The organism is Aquirufa sp. Wall-65K1, assembly GCF_054558475.1.
On the sequence record NZ_JBPXKD010000001.1, the window covers coordinates 208535 to 232835 of the forward strand.

General features: G+C 36.2%; 21 protein-coding genes. 14 read left to right on the forward strand and 7 right to left on the reverse strand.

Annotation, left to right across the window (positions count from 1 at the left end):
- Nucleotides 1-82 precede the first annotated feature (82 nt).
- From ACST15_RS00945 to ACST15_RS00965, 5 genes are all read left to right on the forward strand, one after another.
- Nucleotides 83-739, forward strand: a complete 657-nt coding sequence (locus ACST15_RS00945) for a 30S ribosomal protein S16 (RefSeq protein WP_459452783.1) — start codon at nucleotides 83-85, stop codon at nucleotides 737-739.
- A 65-nt stretch (nucleotides 740-804) separates the two neighbouring features.
- Nucleotides 805-1338 carry a ribosome maturation factor RimM gene (gene rimM, locus ACST15_RS00950; RefSeq protein WP_459452784.1) on the forward strand — a complete coding sequence of 178 codons (534 nt, stop codon included), beginning with the start codon at nucleotides 805-807 and terminating at the stop codon, nucleotides 1336-1338.
- Nucleotides 1328-2002, forward strand: a complete 675-nt coding sequence (gene trmD, locus ACST15_RS00955) for a tRNA (guanosine(37)-N1)-methyltransferase TrmD (protein ID WP_459453230.1) — start codon at nucleotides 1328-1330, stop codon at nucleotides 2000-2002. Before rimM ends, trmD begins: the two co-directional genes overlap by 11 nt.
- A gap of 2 nt (nucleotides 2003-2004) precedes the next feature.
- Nucleotides 2005-2928: an EamA family transporter gene (locus ACST15_RS00960; protein ID WP_459452785.1), complete on the forward strand. Its 924-nt coding sequence runs from the start codon at nucleotides 2005-2007 to the stop codon at nucleotides 2926-2928.
- Nucleotides 2925-3830: an alpha/beta hydrolase gene (locus ACST15_RS00965; RefSeq protein ID WP_459452786.1), complete on the forward strand. Its 906-nt coding sequence runs from the start codon at nucleotides 2925-2927 to the stop codon at nucleotides 3828-3830. Before ACST15_RS00960 ends, ACST15_RS00965 begins: the two co-directional genes overlap by 4 nt.
- Here ACST15_RS00965 and ACST15_RS00970 read toward each other — a convergent pair.
- On the reverse strand, nucleotides 3815-5224 hold the full coding sequence (locus ACST15_RS00970; RefSeq protein ID WP_459452787.1) for an APC family permease: 1410 nt from the start codon (nucleotides 5222-5224) through the stop codon (nucleotides 3815-3817). The two genes, ACST15_RS00965 and ACST15_RS00970, sit on opposite strands and share 16 nt — an antisense overlap.
- 266 nt (nucleotides 5225-5490) lie before the next feature.
- Here ACST15_RS00970 and ACST15_RS00975 point away from each other — a divergent pair, with 266 nt between their 5' ends.
- The 8 genes from ACST15_RS00975 (at nucleotide 5491) to ACST15_RS01010 (ending at nucleotide 15871) form a co-directional block, all read left to right on the forward strand.
- Nucleotides 5491-6060, forward strand: coding sequence for an RNA polymerase sigma factor (locus ACST15_RS00975; RefSeq protein ID WP_459452788.1), 570 nt, complete (start codon nucleotides 5491-5493; stop codon nucleotides 6058-6060).
- 313 nt (nucleotides 6061-6373) lie between these two features.
- On the forward strand, nucleotides 6374-9364 hold the full coding sequence (locus tag ACST15_RS00980; protein WP_459452789.1) for a SusC/RagA family TonB-linked outer membrane protein: 2991 nt from the start codon (nucleotides 6374-6376) through the stop codon (nucleotides 9362-9364).
- Nucleotides 9365-9387: 23 nt separating this feature from the next.
- On the forward strand, nucleotides 9388-11064 hold the full coding sequence (locus ACST15_RS00985) for a RagB/SusD family nutrient uptake outer membrane protein (protein WP_459452790.1): 1677 nt from the start codon (nucleotides 9388-9390) through the stop codon (nucleotides 11062-11064).
- 72 nt (nucleotides 11065-11136) lie between these two features.
- A complete protein-coding gene (locus ACST15_RS00990; protein WP_459452791.1) occupies nucleotides 11137-12186 on the forward strand; it encodes a DUF6807 domain-containing protein in 1050 nt (349 codons plus the stop codon).
- Nucleotides 12187-12261: 75 nt separating this feature from the next.
- A complete protein-coding gene (locus ACST15_RS00995; protein WP_459452792.1) occupies nucleotides 12262-13686 on the forward strand; it encodes an MBL fold metallo-hydrolase RNA specificity domain-containing protein in 1425 nt (474 codons plus the stop codon).
- 33 nt (nucleotides 13687-13719) lie between these two features.
- Complete coding sequence (locus tag ACST15_RS01000; protein ID WP_459452793.1) at nucleotides 13720-14676, forward strand: acetyl-CoA carboxylase carboxyltransferase subunit alpha; 957 nt, start codon at nucleotides 13720-13722, stop codon at nucleotides 14674-14676.
- A 5-nt stretch (nucleotides 14677-14681) separates the two neighbouring features.
- Nucleotides 14682-15320 (forward strand): HAD family hydrolase, encoded by a 639-nt coding sequence (locus ACST15_RS01005; protein ID WP_459452794.1) that lies wholly within the window; start codon nucleotides 14682-14684, stop codon nucleotides 15318-15320.
- Nucleotides 15311-15871 carry a 1-acyl-sn-glycerol-3-phosphate acyltransferase gene (locus ACST15_RS01010; protein ID WP_459452795.1) on the forward strand — a complete coding sequence of 187 codons (561 nt, stop codon included), beginning with the start codon at nucleotides 15311-15313 and terminating at the stop codon, nucleotides 15869-15871. Before ACST15_RS01005 ends, ACST15_RS01010 begins: the two co-directional genes overlap by 10 nt.
- Here the strand turns inward: ACST15_RS01010 and lpxB are convergent.
- Together lpxB and ACST15_RS01020 are read right to left on the reverse strand one after the other, a co-directional pair.
- Nucleotides 15859-16965 carry a lipid-A-disaccharide synthase gene (gene lpxB, locus ACST15_RS01015; protein ID WP_459452796.1) on the reverse strand — a complete coding sequence of 369 codons (1107 nt, stop codon included), beginning with the start codon at nucleotides 16963-16965 and terminating at the stop codon, nucleotides 15859-15861. The two genes, ACST15_RS01010 and lpxB, sit on opposite strands and share 13 nt — an antisense overlap.
- Nucleotides 16965-17387, reverse strand: coding sequence for a 6-pyruvoyl trahydropterin synthase family protein (locus ACST15_RS01020; RefSeq protein WP_459452797.1), 423 nt, complete (start codon nucleotides 17385-17387; stop codon nucleotides 16965-16967). Before ACST15_RS01020 ends, lpxB begins: the two co-directional genes overlap by 1 nt.
- A 132-nt stretch (nucleotides 17388-17519) precedes the next feature.
- Between ACST15_RS01020 and rfaD the strand changes: the two genes are divergently transcribed.
- Nucleotides 17520-18485, forward strand: a complete 966-nt coding sequence (gene rfaD, locus ACST15_RS01025) for an ADP-glyceromanno-heptose 6-epimerase (protein WP_459452798.1) — start codon at nucleotides 17520-17522, stop codon at nucleotides 18483-18485.
- Here the strand turns inward: rfaD and ACST15_RS01030 are convergent.
- From ACST15_RS01030 to ACST15_RS01045, 4 genes are read right to left on the reverse strand one after another with little or no spacing between them, the layout of a single operon-like run.
- On the reverse strand, nucleotides 18466-19452 hold the full coding sequence (locus ACST15_RS01030) for a glycosyltransferase family 2 protein (RefSeq protein WP_459452799.1): 987 nt from the start codon (nucleotides 19450-19452) through the stop codon (nucleotides 18466-18468). The two genes, rfaD and ACST15_RS01030, sit on opposite strands and share 20 nt — an antisense overlap.
- A 24-nt stretch (nucleotides 19453-19476) precedes the next feature.
- Nucleotides 19477-20769 (reverse strand): glutamate-1-semialdehyde 2,1-aminomutase, encoded by a 1293-nt coding sequence (hemL, locus tag ACST15_RS01035; RefSeq protein ID WP_459452800.1) that lies wholly within the window; start codon nucleotides 20767-20769, stop codon nucleotides 19477-19479.
- A 1-nt stretch (nucleotide 20770) separates the two neighbouring features.
- Nucleotides 20771-22591, reverse strand: coding sequence for a membrane protein insertase YidC (gene yidC / locus ACST15_RS01040; RefSeq protein ID WP_459452801.1), 1821 nt, complete (start codon nucleotides 22589-22591; stop codon nucleotides 20771-20773).
- Between the two features lie 16 nt (nucleotides 22592-22607).
- On the reverse strand, nucleotides 22608-24257 hold the full coding sequence (locus tag ACST15_RS01045; RefSeq protein WP_459452802.1) for a CTP synthase: 1650 nt from the start codon (nucleotides 24255-24257) through the stop codon (nucleotides 22608-22610).
- Between the last annotated feature and the right edge of the window lie 44 nt (nucleotides 24258-24301).

Consider the following 24301-nt stretch of genomic DNA (forward strand, 5'->3'; position numbering starts at 1 on the left):
TTGGAATTTCTCTCCAAAATCATTAATTTCGCAAACATTTTTATAAACTCGAGGGACGAGATCCCTCATAACCCAACACATAATGGCTGTTAAAATCAGACTAGCGCGTCGTGGACGCAAGAAATTGGCAATTTTTGACTTAGTTGTAGCAGATGCACGTGCACCTCGCGACGGTCGTTTTATTGAAAAAATTGGTACGTATAACCCAAATTCAAATCCTGCTACTATCGTCTTGAACGATGCAAAAGCACTTAAATGGGTGATGAATGGAGCTCAACCAACGGATACAGCGAAAGCGATTTTGTCTTACCGTGGTATTTTATACAAAAAACACTTACAGGTAGGAGTGATCAAAGGTGCTATCACTCAAGAGCAAGCAGACGCTAAGTTTGAAGCTTGGAAAGCTGAGAAAGAGACTAAGATTCAAACTAAGTCAACTAACATCCAAGATTCTAAAGATAAGTCAAAAGCTACTCGTTTAGCAGCTGAAGCTAAGGTTTCTGCGGCTCGTGCTGAAGTTATTGCAGCTAAAAACAAAGTAGAAGAAGAGGCATTGGTGGCAAGTGTAGTTGAAGCAATCAATGAAACAGATGATGATGCTTCTGAAGAAGTAGAAGAAACAGTTGTAGCTGAAGTAGCTGCTGAAGAAGCACCAGCCACAGAAGAGGCTCCTGCTGCGGAAGAAACACCAGCAACAGAAGAGGCTGCTCCAGAAGCAGAAGCTCCTGCAGCTGAATAATTTTTAAATTCATTTAAAATCATACAAATTTGATATTCAGATTTGTATGATTTTTTTTTGTACCTATGGCAGCAACAGAATATTTTGAATTAGGAACTTTATCTAAACCTCATGGAATTAAAGGTGCATTTCATGTGTATTTAGATGTTGATGATCCAGAAGAATACGAGGATTTAGATGCTGTGTTTTTACAGCTAGGAAATGAAATGGTACCATATTTTATTACTGATTTACAGGTAAGATCTAATCTTAATCTAATGACACTTGAGGGCATAGATAGTTTAGATGCTGCCAAGGAATTAGTAGGAACCAAATTGTTTTTACCAGTTTCCATGCTTCCCAAACTCAAGGATAATCAATTTTATTACCATGAAATTGTAGGATATCAAGTGGTGGATAAAAATCATGGTGCCTTAGGAACAGTCAAAGAAGTTTATTCAACTGGGGCGCAAGATGTTTTGGTTATGAATTACCAGACTAAAGAAGTATTAATTCCGCTAATGGACGAAATTATCCCCCAAGTGGATAAAAAGAATAAGGTGATTCACAGTATTTTACCTGATGGCCTTTTAGAAGTTTATTTAGATGATGCGAATTGATATTATTTCTGTCGTTCCGGCCTTGATGCAAAGTTTCTTTGAACATTCTATATGTAAAAGAGCCAGTCAAGCAGGATTAGTATCCATTCATTTACACGATTTGCACGACTATTCTTCTAAAAAATTTAGGCAGGTAGATGATTATCCTTTTGGTGGAGGGGCAGGTATGGTTATCGCAGTTGAACCATTATCGAATTGTTTAGATCAATTAATGGCAGAAAGAACCTATCAAGAGATTATTTTTTTAACTCCTGATGGCGAAAAATTTCAACAAGGAATTGCGAATCAATTAAGCATGTCGGAAAATATATTGTTCATTTGTGGGCATTATAAAGGAATAGATGAAAGGATTCGTGAGAAATATGTTACCCGTGAAATATCCATTGGAGATTATGTTTTGTCTGGAGGAGAAATAGCTGCAGCTGTTTGTGCTGATGCCATTATTCGTCTAATTCCAGGGGCTATTGGTGATGAAAGTTCTGCATTAACTGATTCATTTCAAGATGGTTTATTGGCACCGCCAGTTTATACACGTCCCGCAAGTTTCAAAGGCATGGATGTTCCAGAGGTATTGCTTTCTGGGCATGAGAAAAAAATAGAAGCTTGGCGTCATGAACAATCGATTAAACGAACACAAGAGCGTAGACCCGATTTATTACAATAGTCATGGAGAAAAAAAATGACATGGGTTTACCTAGCATTATTGCATTAGGTGTACTTTATCTTATTTGGGGCTCTACCTTTCTTAGTGTTCGAATTTTGATTGATTATTTTCCTCCATTATTTATTTCCTATGGAAGGAATTTTACCGCGGGGTTTCTGCTGTTTTTGTGGTCAATTTTAGGTAAACATTGGGTTAAAATGCCCATAAAGCACCTAAAAGTACACATCATGGCTGGTATTTTATTTATTACCATCAACAATGCTTCTTTAGCCATTGCTAGTGCCATCGTTCCTTCTGGATTTTCAGCTGTATTTATGGCGCTAGGTCCATTGCTATTAGTGATATTCTTTTGGATGGAGGGGGTAAAGCCGAGTGTAAAAAAAATCATGGCTACTTTATTAGGACTGATTGGAATAGTCATCATGAGTTCACAAAAAGGTTTGTCCATACCAGGCAAATCTGATCAGTTTTTTACAGGAATAGCCTTGTTAATTGGCGCTGCATTTGCTTGGAATATAGCCGTTTTTCGTGTTCAATCCACCAAGGCAAATAGTTATCATTTCACTCAAGTTTGTGCCATACAGATGATTACCGGTAGTGTATTATTGATGATTATCAGTACTCTAAAAGGTGATTTAGCTTTGTTGCACCTAGCAGTTGTTCCCTTTAAGGCTTGGGCAGTTTTTTTATATTTAACCTTAATAGGCTCATTAGCTGGTTTTTCCATATTTGGATATTTATCCAAAGAATGTGATGCTGCTGTGGTAGCCACTTTTACTTATGTAAATCCAGTGGTGGCCTTAATTTTAGGTAATATAGTCTTAGGGGAGGAGTTACATCCTATTTTATTATTTGCTAGTTTTTTCATACTATTGGCAGTTGTTTTAATTACCACAGATAAAACTAAACCTGTTATTAAGTCATGAAAAAACTTTTATTAAGCCTTTTTTCCATCGTAAATCTATCTTTTTGTCTAATGGCTCAAAGTCCCCAAGCATTATATTCGGGAGTAATTCCCAATTACATTGATGGTCCAAACGAGCAAAATGTAGCTGTTACGAATGGTATTTCAAGAATTGCCAAAGTAACTATTCCAAGTTATCAATTTTATTCAGCAGGTCCAGGTGCGAACAAACCCTGTGTGATTGTTTGTCCAGGTGGAGGTTATGGCATTTTGGCTTCGTCTCATGAGGGTTCCGACATTGCAAAGAAATTTAATGAAAGAGGGATTCATGCCCTTGTATTGTTTTATCGTTTACCTGATGCCAAAAGACAGGTTGATAAAAGAATTGCCCCTTTACAGGATGCGCAACAAGCTATTCGTATAACGCGGCAACATGCTTCTGACTGGGGAATTGATCCTAAAAAGATTGGAATCATGGGTTTTTCTGCTGGAGGGCATTTAGCTTCTAGCGCGGCTACTCATTTTAGCAAGGATTATACAGGAATCAACGATGGCGCCAATCTTCGTCCAGACTTTCAAATTTTATTGTACCCTGTGATTAGTTTTAGATCTTTTGGACACCAAGGTTCTGCTAAAAATTTGATAGGTCCAGAGATGACAGCTGAAGATTTGCATTTGTTTTCTAACGAAGAACAAGTTAGCCCACAAACACCTCCTGCTTTTTTAGTTCATGCTGCGGATGACAAAGCCGTTCCTGTTAAGAATTCCTTAATATACGTTGAGAAATTAAGCGACCTTAATATCACAGCTGATTTACATGTATATGCCAAAGGAGGTCATGGTTTTGGTTTAAATAACAAAACCACCACCGACGATTGGTTCGAAAGCTTAATGAAATGGTTTAAATCTCAATCCTTACTTTGATTTCTTTTCATTAAATAATAAAAAGGCACTCCAGATACAACAAGACCTAATCCAATGGTTGAAGAGAGTGTTTTGACATATAATAAATTGGCTGCAATGGCTACTAGGATTATTAGGTAAACCGCAAATAATATTTTGTTGGTATTGCTTAATAATCCTTTTGATATCTTTTCCTTGTATAGCGACATGACAGTAAGGAAATAGAACAGCAAAATAGCAAATACCGTAAAGTCCAACAAAGTGCCATAACCACCTGAAAAGCACAGGAGAATGGCCCAAATTCCTTGAATGATTAGCGAATAGGATGGAGCACCATTTTTATTTAAATGAGCGGCTTTTGAAAAGAATAATTTATCTAGAGCCATCGCCTCAAATAGCCTGCCTCCAGCTAAAATGATCCCATTGTTGCATCCAAAGGTTGATATCATAATAAATATGGCCATCAAGGTAGCTCCAATGGTACCAAAAACACTTTGTAAAGCTGCTGAACCAAGTCTGTCCTGGCTTGCAAACATAATACCACGCTCATAGGCTGTTGCCCCAGATGGATTACCTTCCAAAGGTAAAATACCTAAATAAGCAATATTGGTCAGTATGTACAGTAAACAGACTAGTGCAGAACCATATACCAATCCTTTGGCTATGGTTTTTTTAGGATCTTCAAAATCTTGGCTGGCGAAAGTAACATTATTCCAGGCAGAAGAGGAAAATAATGGACCAATCATGGCAACTCCAAATAAGCTAGCTAGAGTTAGTGGTTCAATCGACAAAAATTGCTGTGAGCGTTCATCATAGGTTTTGACCTCTCTGAAAAAATCCGTAAAATGAATCCAATCGTTTTGTATGCCAACATAGAATCCTATTAGGATTAATACAATGATGGCACCAATTTTAGTGAATGTGAATAGATTTTGAATGAAGGAGGCAAAAGATATCCCTTTTAAATTAAAATAGGTCAAAAGAGCAATTAAAGCTGCCGCTAAAATTTGTTGACTGTTGATGTAATTGAATAAAAGAGCATTTTCATTGATGATACTTGGGAACAGAAACCCGGTATATTTGGCAAAGGCCACTGCTACAGCTGCTATCGTTCCGGTCTGTATGACAAGGAATGTGGTCCATCCAAATAAAAATCCTGTCATGGGAGAATAAGCTTCTTTCAAATAGATATACTGGCCGCCGGTTTGAGGAAACAAGGTAGATAACTTTCCATAGGCATAGGCACCAGTGATGGTGAGAAAACTGGTTAATAACCAGGTGCTTATCCACATATAAGGGCTGGAAATTTGCCTTGCTACCTCAGAACTTACTAAGAATATACCCGATCCAATCATGGAACCCATGACCAGCATGGAGGCATCTAGGGTGTTTAATTTTTTAATTTGTTGATTCATTTTATTTGGAAAACTTAAAAATAGTCAATTTTTAGTTTTTGGTATTTTTTTTGGGAGAAATATTAATTAGTACATTTTTTGCTCCGCTTTATCCCTTTTTTTTAATGGACAAAAATTGTAAACGTTTACGTAAACGTTTACGGAAAAAAATTAAAGATTTTCATTGAATTATTATAAATCCTATGTCTATATTAGTTTCACTTGATGGTGATATTCAGGTGAAAATTAAATTACTACTTGTAATAGTTCAATTAATCAGACTACCAATGAAACAAAGCATTAATGAGGTGGAAGTATGGGATCAATTCAGAAATGGAGACCACCAAGCCTTTACTTGTCTTTATCAGCATTTTGTACAACCCTTGTATTCCTATTCCATGGGTATTACTAGCGACAAAGAATTAATCAAGGATTGTTTGCATGATTTATTTGTTGAACTATGGCGTAATCATGCCAGTCTTGGTCCGACAACCAGTGTTAAATTTTATTTGATGGCTTCTATTAAACGTAAATTAGTACGTCATTTAGATGGGCAATTAAAAAATGCCCAGCATCACGCTAATTATTATTTAGAATCAGCCGATCGTGATTTTAGTCAAGAGTACCAGATGATTCGAATGGAAGATGAATTATCGACTAATAAACAATTGTCGCAATGCATGCTAAAATTAAGTAAGCGCCAAAGAGAAGCCATATCTTTGAAATTCTATCATAACATGGATACCGAACAAATCAGTCAATCCATGAAAATTAATCCACAATCTGTGTACAATTTAATCTTTGGAGCTCTTCGTCAGATGAAAGAGTTCATGGTTTACGAAAATGTAGCATTTTAAATTAAAATGAGTAAAAAGGTTAAGACAATTACTTTATGTAGTAATTGTACAAAAAAACCTTTAAATGTTACACCACAATGAATTAAAGAAAAACTACTTTAAGCGATTAATGCGAGCCCGCATTAACAAATTTTTATTAAGATTTTCTGCTGTAAACTGGAACCAACACAGAAAATCTCAAAACCCTAAGGACCAGCTAACTCCTGATGAGAGCAAGGCATTATGGAGTAGGATTCAAAACACTTTGCATTCTTATTAACTTATTATTTTAGAACAAATGAGAAAAAAATTACTTTCAAAATTCCTATTAAGCATGGTATTTGTTTTTTTAGGAATTCAGTTGTTTGCTCAGGATCGATCTATTAGCGGAAAAATTACTTCTGCTGAAGATGGTATGGGAATTCCTGGAGTTACCGTTTTAGTTAAAGGAACCAAAACAGGTACTTCTTCTGATGCTAATGGAAATTTTAAAATTTCAGCATCTTCTTCGGCTGTGTTAGTTATTTCATCGGTGGGTTATTTACCACAGGAGGTTCCTGTAGGTTCTAAGACCCAAATTGATGTTAAACTTGCTGCTGATAACACTAGTTTAAGTGAGGTAGTAGTAGTAGGTTATGGTACTCAGAAAAAGAGTCAAATGACGGGAGCTATTTCTTCTGTGGGGGCTAAGGAAATTTCTGAACTTCCTGTGACGAATGCTAGACAAGCTTTACAAGGTAGAGCAGCTGGTGTGGACGTAGTGCAACCTGGATCTAAACCAGGTGCTGGACCACAAATTCGTATTCGTGGACGTAGATCTTTTAACGCATCCAATGACCCATTATACGTAGTAGATGGTATTCCATTATCTGGAGGTATTGATGATATTAACCCTTCAGATATTACATCTATGGAGGTATTAAAGGATGCTTCTGCAACGGCTATTTATGGTTCTAGAGGTGCCAATGGTGTCGTTATTATCTCTACTAAACGTGGTAAAGCTGGTAAAACAGTAGTATCCGTAGATTCTTATTATGGTGTAAACCAAGAATTAGGAACTATTCAAGTTATGAATGGTGCTGAATTTGCAGAATATAAGCGTGAATCTCGTCGTGCCGTAGGTCAATATCCTTTAGGGGCTGCCACTGCAGCTGATGATGCAAAAATATTTGAGCCTAGAGAGTTAACAAGTATTGCTACTGGTAGAAGTACTGATTATGTAGGTGGTATGTTACGTGCTGGAGCTATCCAAAGCCACCAAGTATCTGTTTCTGGTGGATCAGAAAAAACTACCTTTAATATTTCTGCTAACTACTTCAATGATATTGGTGTAGTTAAAATGCAAGATTTTACTCGTTATACATTCCGAGTGAACTTAGATCACCAAATCAATGATAAAATTAAAATTGGTTTATCTACTTTGGTGGTAAATAGTCTTCGTAACGGAGAGAACTTAAATATTCTTGGTGGAGCGATGCAAGAGAATCCACTAGGAGAGCCTTATGATGCTAACGGTAATTTAGTATTCTTACCTACCAATGACGGTTTAAGAACCAATCCATTTTCTGAGATTGTTCCTGGAGCAAATATTGATGAAAATAAGCGTTTCAGAACTTTCAACAGCCTTTATGGAGAATGGAACATTGCGAAAGGTTTAAAATACCGTGTAAACTTTGGACCAGACTTAACCATCGGTCGTGCGGGTCGTTTTATTGGCGCTTTTACTAACAATAACCGTGGTGGTAATGCAACGGCAAGTATAAGTGAACAATTCTTGTTTAACTGGACATTAGAAAACGTGATTACGTATAACCGCAAATTCAAAGATGTTCATAACTTGAATTTTACGGGTTTACAGTCTATCCAACGTGATCGTGATGAGCGTACATCCATTTCAGTAAATGGTGTTCCAGCTGAATCTGAATCATACCACCGTCTTGGTGATGCAAGCCAGATTACAGGTGCTAATACAGACTTAATTGAATGGACTTTACTTTCATACATGGGTCGTTTGAACTATGACTACAAAGAAAAGTATTTGATTACTGCTACTTTACGTGCTGACGGTTCATCTCGTTTCGGAGCGAATACAAAATTCGGTCTTTTCCCTTCAGTGGCTGTTGGTTGGAATATGTCAGAAGAGCCATTTATCAAAGATATTACTGCTATAGATCAGTTGAAACTTCGTGCTAGTTGGGGAGCTATTGGTAACCAAGCTATTACTCCATACCAAACGCAAGCTTTATTAGGAAGAACAGCTTATGCTTGGGATAATGCAGCTGCTTACGGATATCGTCCAAATACCATTGGTAACCCAGATTTACGTTGGGAAACTTCTACTACTAAAAACGTAGGTTTAGATTTTAGTTTCTTACGTGGAAGAATCTCTGGTACAGCTGAATACTATGTGACAAATACTACTAACTTGTTGGCACCACAGCCACTACCTACTTCCATTGGTTTTGGTGGTTTTACCACTAACGTAGGAGAAACTCAAAATACAGGTCTTGAGTTAACTTTATCAACTGTCAATGTAGATAAAGGTGATTTTCAATGGACTTCGGATTTAATCTTCAACAGAAATAGAGAAGCCATTATTGAGTTAGCCAATGGTAAAGTAGATGATGTGGGAGCTGGTCGTTTTATTGGTCAACCATTAAGTGTTTTCTTTGATTACAAGAAGATTGGTATTTGGCAAACATCTGAAAAAGACGAAGCTGCTAAATATGGTGATAAAGTGGGTCAGATTAAGGTTCAGGACTTCAACAACGACGGTAAAATTAATGCAGATGATCGTCAGATTTTGGGTTCTGCTGTTCCATCCTTTACAGCTGGTTTAACTAACCGTTTCTCTTATAAGGGATTTGATTTATCATTCTTTGTATTTGCTCGTGTTGGTCAAATGATTCGTAGTCGTTTTCATGACAACGTAAACCAATTAGCGGGTCGTTACAACAACTTATCATTGAACTATTGGACGCCTAACAATCCAACCAATGAATTCCCTCAACCTGTAGTAACTCAAGAATTCCCTAAATACGGAAGTGCTTTAACTTACTTTGAAGGTTCATTTTTTAAGATTAGAAATATTAACATTGGTTATAATATTCCTGATAAGGTTGCTAAAAGATGGAAAATGGAAAGTGTTAGAGTATATGCAAGTATCCAGCAGCCTTTAATTTTGGCAGAGTATCGTCAAAAGTATAAAGGTATTGATCCAGAAACATTCGTAGATGGTGAGCAAGGTGTTGGTGGTGGTGAGGTTAATACCAACGTATCACCTGCTACAAGCATACTTACTTTTGGTGTAAATCTTAAATTTTAATAATATTTCAACTATTAATAGATATGAAAAGCTTTAAATTATTTAAAAAAATAAGTTTATTAGCAAATTTAGGATTGATTGGAACACTAGGTTTAGGTTTACAATCTTGTAATGATTTGCTTACAGAAAATGTAGTATCACGTATTGGTAATGATTACATCAATACAGCCAAAGGTTTAAATGATGCTACTAGTGCCGCATACTCTACCATGCGCTCTTGGTATGGTACAGAACGTGGAATGAACCTTACTATTTTTGGAACGGATTCATATACCAATGGGGCTGATGGTAGCTGGAAATTCATGAATACGTATACAACTGATTTTGATACCAGAAATGGTTTAGTTGCAGAAGTTTGGACTGATTTTTATCAAGGTATCAATACTTGTAATGCCATCATAGAACGTGCTCCAGCGGTGACTGGTTTAGCGGATGCAGTAAAAAAACAACGTGTAGCAGAGGCTAAATTTATTAGAGCTCATCATTATTTTATTTTGACTCAACTATTTGGCGGTGTGGATTTACGTTTAACTGAAACTTTGGCTCCAACTAAAGTAGTTAAGCGTAGTACGGTTGCTCAACAATATGCACAAATCATTAAAGACCTAACAGAAGCTTTACCTGATTTAGAAAATAAAGCAAGATCTGCTGATTATGGACGTATCACTCGTGCAGGAGCAGAGCACCTATTAGGTCGTGTGTATTTAACTAAGGCTACTTCAATTGCTAAAGCAAGTGATGATTATGCAAAGGCTATTGCAAGTTTGAAGAATGTTATCAGTAATTATGGTATTTCATTATTGCCAAATTTTGCTGATGTACATAGACAAGGAAATGAGATGAATAATGAGGTTATTTGGTCTATTCAATATACCCGTGATCCATTAACCAATGCAGGTGGAAATAATGCACACGTATTTTTTGGTATGGAATACGATGTATTGCCAGGCATGCAACGTGATACTGAAAATGGTCGTCCATTTAAGCGTTATGCACCTACAAAGTACACTCTTGATGTAGTTTTTAAAGATAGAGAAAATGATAGTCGTTATAAAAAGACTTTCAAAGATACTTATCTGTCCAACAGACCAGGTACCTACAACACGAGTTTTGACTTAACTAAGAAGACGGTTACGTTTGCCTTAGGGGATACGGCTATTTTCTTACCAGGTTATGAAATGCCAGAGGCAGAAAGAGCTAAAAAGAAATATCAGGTATTAGTTCCTTCTCGTTATGATGAGCGTATTTTTCTTGCAATTAATAAGCACTTTGACGGCGCTCGTGTAGATCGTACTCAATTTGAAGGTGGACGTGATTTCATCGCATTCCGCTTAGCTGATACGTATTTGATGCTCGCTGAAGCTCAATATTTCTCTGGTGCTATTTCTGATGCCGTTAATACATATAATGTGATACGCCGTCGTGCAGCATGGCCAGGAAAGGAATCTGCTATGTTAATTACAGCTGATCAGTTAAATGTAAATTTCGTTATGGATGAGCGTGAGCGTGAATTGTTAGGTGAACAATCTCGTTGGTTTGATTTAGCACGCTGGGGTAATTTGATTGAGCGTGTAAAGCTTCATAACCCACAAGCAGCACCGTATATTAAAGCCCACCATGTGTTAAGACCTATTCCTCAATTACAAATTGATAGAGCGGAAGGTACTTCTACAGGTTTTCCTCAAAATCCAGGCTATTAATATCAAATTGATTTTGTTATTTTGTAAAATTCCGAGGAGTCATTCTCGGAATTTTACTTTAAACTTATTTTTATGAAAAAACTATTTTTAATCTTATCTACTTGCCTAGCTTTTCAGGTAAATGCTCAAAATCAATCGGTTAGCTTCAAGAAAAACGATGCGGAAAAGAAGATTGACGTATTAGTAGGAGGCAAATATTTCACTTCTTATTTCTTTCCCGGTGAATCTGTTTTAAAAAAGGCGGTGCTTTTCCCTATTTTAAGTGCCAAAGGTAGTACCATTACCCGTGGGTATCCAGTGGCTATTCGTCCGGGCGAGCGAACTGATCATCCTCACCATGTAGGTATGTGGTTAAACTATGAAGATGTAAATGGTTTTGACTATTGGAATAATTCCAATAACATTTCGGAGGGAATGAAGAGCCATAAATTTGGAACCATAGTTCATGAGCAAATTTTGAACATGAAAGGTGGAAAAGACAAAGGAGAATTAGGAGTTTCGGCTACATGGATTGATAGCGATGGAAAAGGAGCAAAGGTTTTAGCGGAAAAAACTACCTATGCATTTTCTGGAACCTCCGATATCCGTGTGATTGACCGTATAACTACTTTGACTGCCCTAGCTGAAACAGTCTTATTCAAAGATGTGAAAGATGGCATGTTTGCTATTCGTGTTGCTCGTCAATTGGAAATCCCTTCCAATAAGCCTGATATTTTTACGGATGCACATGGTGTTGAGACTAAAGTGCCGGTTCTTGATAATACAGGTGTCAGTGGAGATTATGAAAGTAGTGAGGGTATCACTGGAGAAAAAGTTTGGAGTACAAGAGCCAAATGGATGAATTTAAAGGGTGTTTTAGATAATCATCCCATTAATATTGCCATTTTAGATCACCCAGCAAATGTTAGTTATCCTAGCTATTGGCATGCCAGAGGTTACGGATTATTTGCTGTGAATCCTTTAGGGGCTAAAGTTTTTAGTAATGGTAAAGATGAGCGTAATTTGACTTTGAAAAAAGGAGAATCTGTTACATTTAGATACAGAACTGTCATTGCAGATAAACAATTAAGTAAAGATGTTTTAGATAAAATGCAGGCTGAATTTGCTACGCAAGTAAAATAGGCATTTCTAATTCACGAAAAAGCTGTATTTTTGTCATGTATCAGGGGCTCTTTGAGCCCCTATTTATTTAATTTTATGAAGCTACAATTTTTAGGAGCGGCCAAACAAGTAACAGGAAGTATGTTCTTGTTAGAGTTAGAAGATGGCTTTAAGATATTGATTGATTGTGGTACGGATATGGAGAGGGAAATTGATTTTGATGAGCCTTATGAAAATAAAGCTTTTTTTCCTTTTGATGCCTCCCTGATTAATTTAGTAATTCTTACGCATGCTCATATAGACCATTCTGGTAATATTCCCATGTTATATCGAGAGGGTTATGAAGGGCAAGTTCTTTGTACTCCACCGACTGCAGAATTGGCTGAATTGCTATTGATGGACTCGGCAAATTTGCATTTGCGGAAATTGAAAGCGGCCCAGGGAGAAAGTCGAAAAAAACACAAACAAATGGATCGCCTTTTACGTAAAGGTGATTTGTATTTACAAAAAGATGTAGAACATTCTGTAAATCATTTTATTACCATCCCATTTAGTAAGAAATTCAGGGCTACAGAAAACCTAGAAATCACGTTTATTCCTGCTGGGCACCTTTTAGGAGCGGCTCACGTACATTTGGGTATTACAGAAAATGGAGAGAAAAAAACCATTGGTTTTAGTGGTGATGTAGGTCGTAAAAACTATCCTTTGCACATAGATCCCCAAACCATGCCTCCTTGTGATTATTTGGTTTGTGAAACTACTTATGGTAATCGTATCCACGAAGACAAAGAAAGTACGAAAAAAGCATTAGGTGATATCATTAAAGCCACCTGTATCGACAAACCTGGAAGGTTAATTATTCCAGCATTTTCAGTAGGAAGAACCCAAGCTGTTTTATACACGCTAAATCGTTTGATTGAAGAGGATAATTTTCCTGCCATTCGGGTATTTACGGATAGTCCCATGGGGAAAAGTTCGACTCGGATTTATACCAAATATTCTTCTTATCTAAATCAAGAGGCCAGGGAATTTCAAGCTGAATATGATGAATTATTTGATTTTGACAATTTGAAATTTCTTCAAACTGAAAAGGAAAGTAGGGCCATTAAAAATTACTATGAACCATGCATTATCATTTCTTCTTCTGGAATGATTTCTGGTGGTAGAGTGGAAACACATATTGCCGATAATATTTCGAATACCTATTGTACCATTTTATTAATAGGATATGCGGCAGAAGGGACTTTAGGAAGGCAATTATTAGCAGGAACAGACCATATTCAAGTACGTGACCGCGAATATAAAGTTCATGCTCAAATTCGTAAAATCGACGTATTTTCAGGCCATGCTGATAAATTAGGTTTGTTGGATTTTGTTAAAGTTCAAAGCCCTAGTACGCTTAAAAAAGTATTTTTATCACATGGGGAAGAGGAAAGTATGGTAGAATTCAAAGAAGAGTTAACAAATTTGGGATATCAGGAAGTTATTTTTCCTGAAAAGAATCAAACTTTCATTCTTTAATTGATAATTTTACAATTGAAATTAACATCTACTATGAGAACATTATTAGAATTTGAAAAGCCAATTGCTGAATTAGAGGATAAGTTGATAGAAATGCGCAAATTAGCAATTGAAAATAATGTCGATGTTACTGCTACGGTTCAATCATTGACAGAAAAAATTCTAGAATTGAAAAAAGAGACATTTTCTAATTTAACTCGTTGGCAAAGGGTTCAGTTATCTAGACATCCTGATCGTCCTTACACATTCGATTATATTGAAAAAATTTGTGAAGAATTCATTGAAATACATGGTGATCGCTCGGTAGCCGATGATAAGGCCATGGTTGGTGGATTTGGAAATATAGATGGAGAATTTTCTGTTATGTTTATAGGCCAACAAAAAGGTCGTAATACCAAACAAAGGCAGTATCGTAATTTTGGTATGCCCAATCCAGAAGGATATCGTAAGGCTTTGCGTCTTATGAAAATGGCTGAGAAATTCAATAAGCCTATTGTCTGCTTAATAGATACTCCAGGGGCATTTCCAGGCCTAGAAGCCGAAGAAAGGGGTCAGGGGGAAGCTATTGCGCGCAATATTCGCGATATGTTTATGTTAAAAGTGCCTGTTATTTGTATCATCATTGGTGAAGGAGCATCAGGCGGTGCATTAGGTATAGCTGTTGGTGACCGCGTTTTGATGATGGAAAATACTTGGTATTCAGTTATTTCACCTGAATCCTGTTCTTCTATTTTATGGAGATCATGGAATTATAAGGAGCAAGCGGCTGAAGCATTAAAATTGACTGCCAATGATATGGAGCAAAATGGTTTAATCGATGGAATTATACCAGAGCCGCTAGGTGGTGCTCATTTAGATCCCGATGCAGCAGCAGCGAAGATGAAAGCTGTAATCAAGGAGGAGTTGAAAAAGCTTTGTGCCATGGATTCTCGTGCACGTATTGATGCTCGTATAGATAAGTACGGTAAAATGGGTGTTTTTGTTGAATAAATGATATGCCATCATCTGTTCCATCTCTGCTATTTGATTTAGGGAATGTTTTATTACCCATAGATTTAGATAAAACGTATCAATCTTTTGCGAATTTTTCTTCTCGATACACGGCCGAAGAAATCAAAGAAATAACCCATAATGAGGCCTTATGGGCAAATTATGAAAGTGGTTTGCAATCAGACGCAGCATTTAGAGATTCACTTCGAAATGCTTTATTTCTAGATTGTTCAGATGAACAATTTGACCAAGCTTTTTCTGCTTTATTATTGGATTTTCACCCAGTTGTTTATGCTTGGCTAGAAAATGTAGGTAAAAAATTCCCCATATACTTATTAAGTAATACTAGTTCTATTCATGCTCAGCAATTTACTCAGGTGCCCCTGGGGCCTGAAGGTGAAAGTCTGTTTGCATTATTTAGAAAAACCTTTTTTTCCTTTGACTTAGGAATGATTAAGCCAGATGAAAATATTTATCACCATGTTCTGAATGAATTATCCTTAAAACCAGATCAACTAGTTTTTTTTGATGATAATTTTCATAATATTGAATCAGCAAAACGAGTAGGCATTGATGGAGTGCTCATTAATCCTTCGTGTTCTTTAAAACAAATTGACTCCTATTTATTGCAATTATGCTCATAAAATCTGCTTTGTTCGATTGGTTCTTTACTGGAATGGGTTGGAAGATGAAAGGAAATATACCCAGAGATATTCCCAAAAGTATAGTTATTGTATGCCCACATGCCACATGGGTGGATTTTCCTATTGGTTTGGGAGTGAGGTCTTTATTGGATATGAAAATCTATTTTTGGGGAAAGAAAGAATTGTTTAAAGGAGCTTTTGGTTGGCTTTTTCGTTGGTTGGGAGGCTATCCGGTTGATAGGTCAAAAAATCAAAATTTAGTAAGTGCCATCGTGGATATTTACCAAGCAAATAAATATTTCCATGCTGCATTAGCACCTGAAGGAACCCGAAAAGATGTTCAGGAATTAAAAACAGGCTTTTATCATATTGCTGTTCAAGCAAATATTCCTATTATAATGGTGGGTTTTGATTACGTCAATAAATGTGTACAAATTAATGACCCTTTTTACCCTAGTGGTGATTTTGAGGTAGATAAAAAAGTGATAGCTCAATATTATAAATCCATTCCTGGTACCCAAAAATCTTGGATTAAAAATTATTTAGCTTGAAAAGCCAATGCTGATTCAAACATTAGTTTAGCTGATTTTTTTGAAGCTCCAGATGGCCCGATGATTTGTACCAATTCTTGATATAATTCCAATTGTTTTTTTCTCGTACTTGAGCCACTTTCAAGTAATTGCTTCAATTTTAGCGCTATATGAGAAGCCGTAAACTTTGATTGAATCATTTCGGGTACAGCCTCCTTTCCCAAGATAATGTTTACTAAAGAAATGAATTTTATTTTAACCACTAATTTGGCTAAAGAGTAAAATAGCCAGTCAGTCTTATAAACTACAATTTGGGGAACCTGCAATAAAGCTGTTTCTAAAGTAGCTGTACCGGAGGTGACAATTGCAGCTTTGGAAACTTGCAGTAAGTTATATGTGTCATCATAAATGACATCTAAATCATATGAGTTATAAATGGACTTCCAATCAGATAATCCTGCAACATAAAAATGTACGTGAGGGAAAGCCAATTTTAATTCATGAAAGATGGGCAAGGCCACTAAAATTTCTTGCTTTCTACTCCCTGCCAATAGAGCTACACAAGGATGCTGTATCTTATTTTGAGCTTCAAAATAGGGATTAGGATGAAAACTGTCAATCGAATCTTTTAAGGGATTTCCCACATAATGTGTCGATATGCCCTGTTCTTCAAATAGTTTTTTCTCAAAAGGGAAAATGACATATAATTCGTCAATCCATTTTTTAATAACGTCAACACGGCCTTTATTCCATGCCCAGACTTTGGGTGCTATATAAAATTGGGTGTGAAATCCTTGTAATTTAGCTATTCTGGCTGCTTTTAGATTGAATCCACCATAATCTATGAAGATGATTGTATCCGGCTGAAAGGATTGAATCTGATTTTTGAATTTTTGAAATAAACCTTTTAGTCGTTGAATATTTTGTAATACACCTAGAAGGCCCATTATAGCCAATTCTTTATGGTGAATAAGTACTTCAGCACCTGCTTCTTGCATATCATCACCGCCCCAGGCTTGTATACTAGCAGTTGGGTCTAATGCCAATAGCTCCTTGATTAATTTGGAACCATGTAAATCGCCTGATTTTTCTCCTGCTAATATGAAATACTTCATTAATTTTCTCCGTAGTATTCTACTGAGTTTTTATTGGTTTCCACTAAATGGATTTTATGCAATTCAGCACTGGTAGATGCAGATTTGATTTTAGGAGCTAAAATTTTCCAAAATTCCATGACTAGATTTTCACAACTGGCTAATTTACCCCTCATAAAATCTACGTCCATATTTAAGTTTTTGTGATCTACTTTGTCTATAATCTCCTTCTTAATTAATTTACCCAATTCTTTTAGATCAAATACAAATCCTGTTTCAGGATCAGGATTTCCTTTCACCGTCACGATTAATTCAAAATTATGGCCATGCCAATTTTTATTGGCACATGGACCAAAAACTTCCTCATTCTTTTCTTCAGACCAGTTGGGATTATATAGCCGATGAGCGGCATTAAAATGTTCCTTACGGATGACGTAAACCATTGTTTTCAGTTGTTTAAAGTGAAGGTGAACTGGGAAAACATTAGCAGAATCACCATTAATTCTACAAAGGTATGGAATGCTATTGGGATTCTACGTAAATTTGAAGGCTAAATCTATATAATCTATTTAATTATGATCATTGTTACAGGAGCTGCTGGATTCATTGGTAGTTGTTTAATTCAAAAACTGAATGAGTTAAATTTCAATTACATTATCGCAGTGGATGATTTTTCTTTTGAAGAGAAAAACAAAAATTTATTCGGTAAAAAAATCAAAGAAAAAGTTGAAAGGACTCAGTTTTTTTCATGGTTAGATTCGAATTTCCGAGAAGTAGAATTTATTTTTCACATTGGTGCCCGTACTGATACTACGGAGTTTGATAAATCTATTTTTGATGATTTAAATGTGAATTATTCTAAAGAAATTTGGAATCGTTGTGTGGAATATCAAATTCCCCTAGTTTATGCTTCTTCAGCCGCTACCTATGGTTTAGGGGAATTGGGGTATGATGATGATGAAAGTAAAATTCCAGGTTTAAAGCCTTTAAACCCGTACGGAGATTCTAAAAATGATTTTGACATTTGGGCATTACAACAAGAAAAGAAACCTTTCTTTTGGGCTGGTTTGAAGTTTTTCAATGTGTATGGACCCAATGAATACCATAAAGGAAGAATGGCTTCTGTCATTTGGCATGCGTTTCGTCAAATTAATGAAAAAGGTAGCCTTAATCTTTTTAGATCCCATAGACCTGATTATGGGGATGGAGAACAGATGCGTGATTTTATTTATGTCAAAGACTTAATCGATGTTTGTATATTCTTTATGGAACATCGTAAGAATTCGGGAATTTATAATTTAGGTACTGGCATTGCACGTTCATTTAATGATTTAGGGAAAGCTACTTTTGCAGCCATGGGTAAGGAAGCTGTGATTAACTACATAGATACGCCATTGGATATACGTGATAAATACCAATATTTTACTGAAGCGAATATGGATAAATTACGTCAAATTGGTTTCACGCAGCCTTTTCATACACTAGAGGATGGTGTAAAAGATTACGTGCAGAATTACTTACTTAAGAAGGCTTATTGGTAATTTTTTTCCAAGCCTCTTCTAGAAATCCTTGGCCATAGGCAATTAACTGAATGTTAGCTGCGATAAGGCCAAGGATTGCTATTTTAAAGCTTTTTGTTTGAACGAGTGAATCTATCAAGATCCCCAACCAATACAACAAGACAAATCCACTTAAGTATTTTCCAAAACTTGGGAATACTAATAAGTTAAGTCCTACAAAGAGTAATCCGATCAGATAGCAAGCTGGAAAAAAATGAACCCATTTTAACTCATTCGGAAAGAAGCGGGAGATATTGATTCTAGCTCTACCAAAAAAATGCAATTGCTTATAAAATTGAGCAAAATCAGTGCGTCTTTTATGGTATATGAAAGCCTTGGGTAAAATGGCCGATTTGAAACCTAAGGATAAACAACGGATACTGAATTCTATATCTTCCCCCATCCGGGTGATTTTAAATCCTTGAGTAGCTTCCCAAACTTTTCGGGAAATACCCATATTAAAACTTCTAGGATGAAATGTTCCACCTACGTTCTTTTCCTTCCCACGAATTCCACCTGTGGTAAATAGGCTGGTCATACTAAAACTTATGGCTTTTTGAATAGGAGTAAAGCTTGGATGATCTTTATCCGGTCCACCGAATAAATCAAGATTCTTTTCTCGAATTCCTTTTTCTACTTCCTCTAAATAAGTAGGTTCAATTAAAGCATCGGAATCCAAGATGATAAAAAAATCACCTTTTGCCCTTTCAAAAGCATAGTTTCGAGCAAAACCTTGTCCGCCATTTTCTTTATAAAAATATTGGATATCTAATTTAGAGGCGTAGCTTTTTACGATTTCATTGGATGAAATGGTGGAACCATCTTCTATTACGAGGACTTCGAATGGCTGGTATTTTTGTTGAACCAAACATGTCAGTAGTTCATCCAACTCGTGTGGACGATTGTATACAGGAATAATGACACTAAAGAAAGTGGATATTTCCTTCATTTGAAGCATTTTTGAGTAGGGCAATTATGCTTTCCTCGTTTTCTCTAAGGCTATTTTACTAGCTTTTAGTATGTGCTCAATATGTGATTCGTCTAAAGCAGCAGATAAAAACCAAGACTCAAATTGTGATGGAGGTAAATAAACTCCTTGGTTCAACATTTCTCTAAAGTATATACCAAATTTGCTTGTGTCTGAGGTCTTTGCATCGCTAAAATTCTTCACTGCTGTTTTAGTAAAGAACAAAGTAAACATAGAACCTATTTGGTTGACAAATCCATCTATTTGAAGATCAGCTATTTGTTGACGTATTCCTTCAGCCAAAGCTTTTCCTTTTTTATCTAATTCTTGATAAACCTCAGGATGTTCAGTGATTAAATTTAACATGGCTAATCCTGCCGTCGTGGCAAGTGGATTTCCGGATAAAGTACCAGCTTGATAAACAGGTCCAGCGGGAGCAATCATATTCATAATTTCAGCCTTTCCTCCATATGCACCTACCGGCAAGCCACCACCAATGATTTTACCTAAAGTGGTTAAATCAGGTTGAACATCAATTAGTCCTTGGTATCCAGAAGCTGACAGCCTAAAGCCCGTCATAACCTCATCAAACATTAATAGACTACCATTTGCCTCGCAGAGTTGTTTAATTCCTTCTATAAACCCTGGTTCTGGAAGTACTAGTCCCATATTACCAACAACTGGTTCTAATATTACTGCTGATATGGCATTGGGATTAGCTTCAAATAGGTGCTTTAATGAGTCTAAATCATTGTAAATAGCTGTCAAGGTATCTTTAGCAGTAGATACTGTTACACCGGGACTATCAGGGGTACCTAGAGTAGCTACTCCAGAACCGGCTGCAATTAAAAATGAATCTCCATGACCATGATAACAACCTTCAAATTTGATGATTTTATCTCTTTTGGTGTAAGCTCTTGCCAATCGAATGGCAGCCATAGTGGCTTCGGTTCCTGAATTTACCAATCGAACTTTTTCGATGGAAGGAATCATGGAAACAATTTTTTCTGCAATTAAGACCTCATTATAAGAAGGTGCACCAAATGAAAATCCATTGGCTAAGGCTTCTCTTACAGCATTTTCGATGCTAGGATGAGCTTGGCCAAAAAGCATGGGTCCCCATGATCCAATTAGATCTAGGTATTCTTTGCCATCCACATCTTTCAAATACGCTCCTTTAGCTGATTGAATGAATAGGGGCGAACCACCCACCGATTTAAATGCTCGTACCGGTGAATTAACTCCACCAGGTATTACAGCTTGTGCCCGTTCAAAATAGGAAGCACTTAATGACTCCATATTATTTCTTCTTCTTAGTATTGGTGTTCTTTTGTTCTTTTTGTTGTTCCTCAATCGCCTTCATTTGCGTCTGAAGGTACTGTGAAAAACGTGATTTTTTTGCACCACCACCTGCAGCTATTTTCTTACGGTTTTCATCTAAGAGACGCTTGATTTTATCCTCATCAACAAATTTACGAATGGCTAATTGTTGGCCAATCGTTACTAAATTGGAAACAAAGTAATAGAAACTTAATCCTGCAGGAAATGAGTTCATTACAAACATAAAAATGACAGGAGTAACATAAGCCATCATTTTCATATTGATCGGTTGACCTGGTTGATCTGGTGTGATTTGGTTGTTATAATAACCATAGGCTAATTGAGACAAGGTCATTAACAAACAAAACAAACTAACATGAGAACCATAAAATGGTATACTAAATGGCAGGTCTAATACAGAATCAAAAGTAGATAAGTCATTTGCCCACCAAAAAGATTCCTGTCTTAGGTTAATTAAATTCGGAAATAACATAAACACGGCCATTAGAACAGGCATGGTAGCTAATACAGGGATACAACCACTTAGGGGATTCACACCTACTTCACCATATAACTTCATGGTTTCTTGCTGAACTCTAGCAGCATCATCCCCAATTTTTTCTTTGATTGCCGCTATTTCTGGTGCCAAAATTCTAGTTTTGGCCATAGATACATAAGACTTGTATGTTAAGGGCAATAAGGCAGTTTTGATAATCAATACCAATAAAACGATTAGCAAACCATAATTAGAAACAATACTTTCTAAAAAGTCGAATAGAGGGACAAACACATAGCGGGTGATAGGAAGTAAAAAGTCATAACTCAATTTGACATTTTTCCCAAAAGATGGTGCTACGTGTTTAATGATGGAATAATCATTTGGTCCAAAGTAAAATTTAAAACTAGATTTACCTGCGAGTAAATCTTGTGATGAACCTATGATATTCGCATCTAAGGTTTTTATGTTCAAAGAGTCATTTAAGTTAGGGGTACTACTTAAATAGGCCTTTTGAAATTGAAAACCTTGGGGGATTAAACCAGCTATGAAATATTTCTTTTTAAAGGTAACCCAATCCAGCTTGGCGGTGATATTTTCTGCTTCATTGGCCGATGGGTTCTCAGACAAATAATCAAATTCTTCATCTTCATGTAAAAGATAGTTGATGGTTGCTTTTCTTTCCTCGGCAATATCTTTCTCCGTTTGATGAATATTCTCTTTCCAATGAATTTGGTACTCAGCTCCTAAATCGGTACCTAAAGATTTAGCATCAATGGCATAGTTTAACTCAAATCCTTCTTTTGGGAGGCTATAGGTTTGTTTAATGATCTTTCCAGAAGGCAAAGTGCTTGTAAATTCTATACTTTGTGCACTTGATTTTGCCTGATAAGCTAGATCATTCAACTTTATTTTTTTGCCAGAGATTGGAAGCTCTACATCGAATTGATCCTTTTTTGAATCAAACAACTTTAATCCTGCTTTAATGCCTTGATTATAGTTTTTGTATGATTCATAATTCTTTAGGGTAACTGAAACAATTTTACCTCCGTAATTGCTTAGCTGAACTTGAATATCCTTGTTTTCTAGGACAAAAATTTCCTCCTTAACAACTAAAGCTGAGGAATCCAATGTTGGACTTACCGCAGGAGAAAGAGGAGCTTTTAAAGAATCTATCTTTTTGTTACTTGCTACGGTTTTGGTACTTGTTTCACTCTTAATCGGTTCTTTGGGTGCAAAGAAGTATTGATAGCCTAATAACATGGCTAAAATCAATACAATACCGGTAACTGAATTCCTATCCATAAGATATATCTAAATACTATTTTGAATTTTTTATAAAAGGAACAGCATGTTGGTATGCTGCTTTAACAAAATGAACAAACAGAGGCGATGGAGCTTCTACTGTCGACTTATATTCTGGGTGAAATTGAACACCCACAAAAAATGGATGATTCGGTAATTCCACGATTTCAACCAAATTACTATCAGGGTTTAAACCTGAGGTAAGCATACCTGCTTGATGAAACTGATCTAAAAAAGTATTGTTAAATTCATAACGATGCCTATGGCGCTCTTGAATGGCTGTTTTACCATAAATTTTATGAGCTAATGTACCTTTTTCAATTTTACAAGGATAAGCTCCTAAACGCATTGTACCACCTTTTTCAGAAACTTTTTTCTGATCCTCCATGATATCAATTACTGGATAAGGAGTCTCAGGATTCATTTCAAAAGAATGCGCATCTTCTAATCCGATGACATTACGCGCAAATTCAATCACCGCACATTGCATTCCTAAACATATCCCTAAAAATGGAATTTTGTTTTCACGAGCAAATTTCACCGCATTGATTTTACCTTGAATACCCCTTTCTCCAAATCCTGGAGCTACTAAGATTCCATCCAATCCAGCTAAGGTTTCTTGAATGTTTTCATCATCCATCGTTTCAGACGAAATCCACTTAACATTTACTTTAATTTCGTTGGCTACACCAGCATGTATAAATGCCTCTGCAATGGACTTATATGAATCTTTTAGTTCAACATACTTTCCAATTAATCCAATGGATATTTCGAATTTTGGATTTTTTAATTTGGTTAAAAAGTTTTTCCAATTGACTAAATTAGAATCTTTATCGTTGTAAATATCTAATTTGTATAATACTCGACTATCCAAACGTTCCTCTTTCATTAATAATGGAACATCATAAATGGTCTCAGCATCCATGGCTTCTATAACATCCTGTTCGGTTACGTTACAGAATAGGCCAATTTTACGCTTCATCTCTTGAGGTAAAGGATGCTCTGTTCTACAAACTAAAATGTCGGGTTGTATTCCTGATTCAGATAAAGTCTTAACCGAGTGTTGAGTAGGTTTAGTTTTTAATTCACCTGCAGAACTTAAATAGGGGATAAGCGTCAGATGTATAAATAAGGTATTTTTCTCTCCTAAATCCCATTTTAACTGTCGAGCAGCTTCAATGAAAGGTAAGGATTCAATATCTCCGACACAACCTCCGATTTCAGTAATAACTATATCAAATTTACCAGTCTCACCTAAGAGTAAAATGTTTCGTTTGATTTCGTCAGTAATATGAGGCACTACTTGAACCGTTTTACCTAAATAATCACCCCTTCTTTCTTTGGTAATTACATTGTGATAAATTCTACCGGTGGTAATATTGTTTGCCTGACTAGTGGGCGTATTTAAGAATCGCTCGTAATGGCCTAAATCTAGGTCGGTTTCAGCGCCATCATTCGTAACATAACATTCCCCATGTTCATAAGGATTTAATGTTCCTGGATCAATATTAATATATGGATCGAATTTTTGAATGGTACAGCTTAATCCTCTGGCCTGCAAAAGCTTGGCTAAAGAAGACGCTATGATGCCTTTACCTAATGAAGAAGTTACTCCACCCGTAACGAAAATGTACTTTGATTTCTTTGTGGTCCCTTTACCTGACATTGGGAATTTGTTTGTTTGGTTACGGGAAACAAAGATAGCAATAA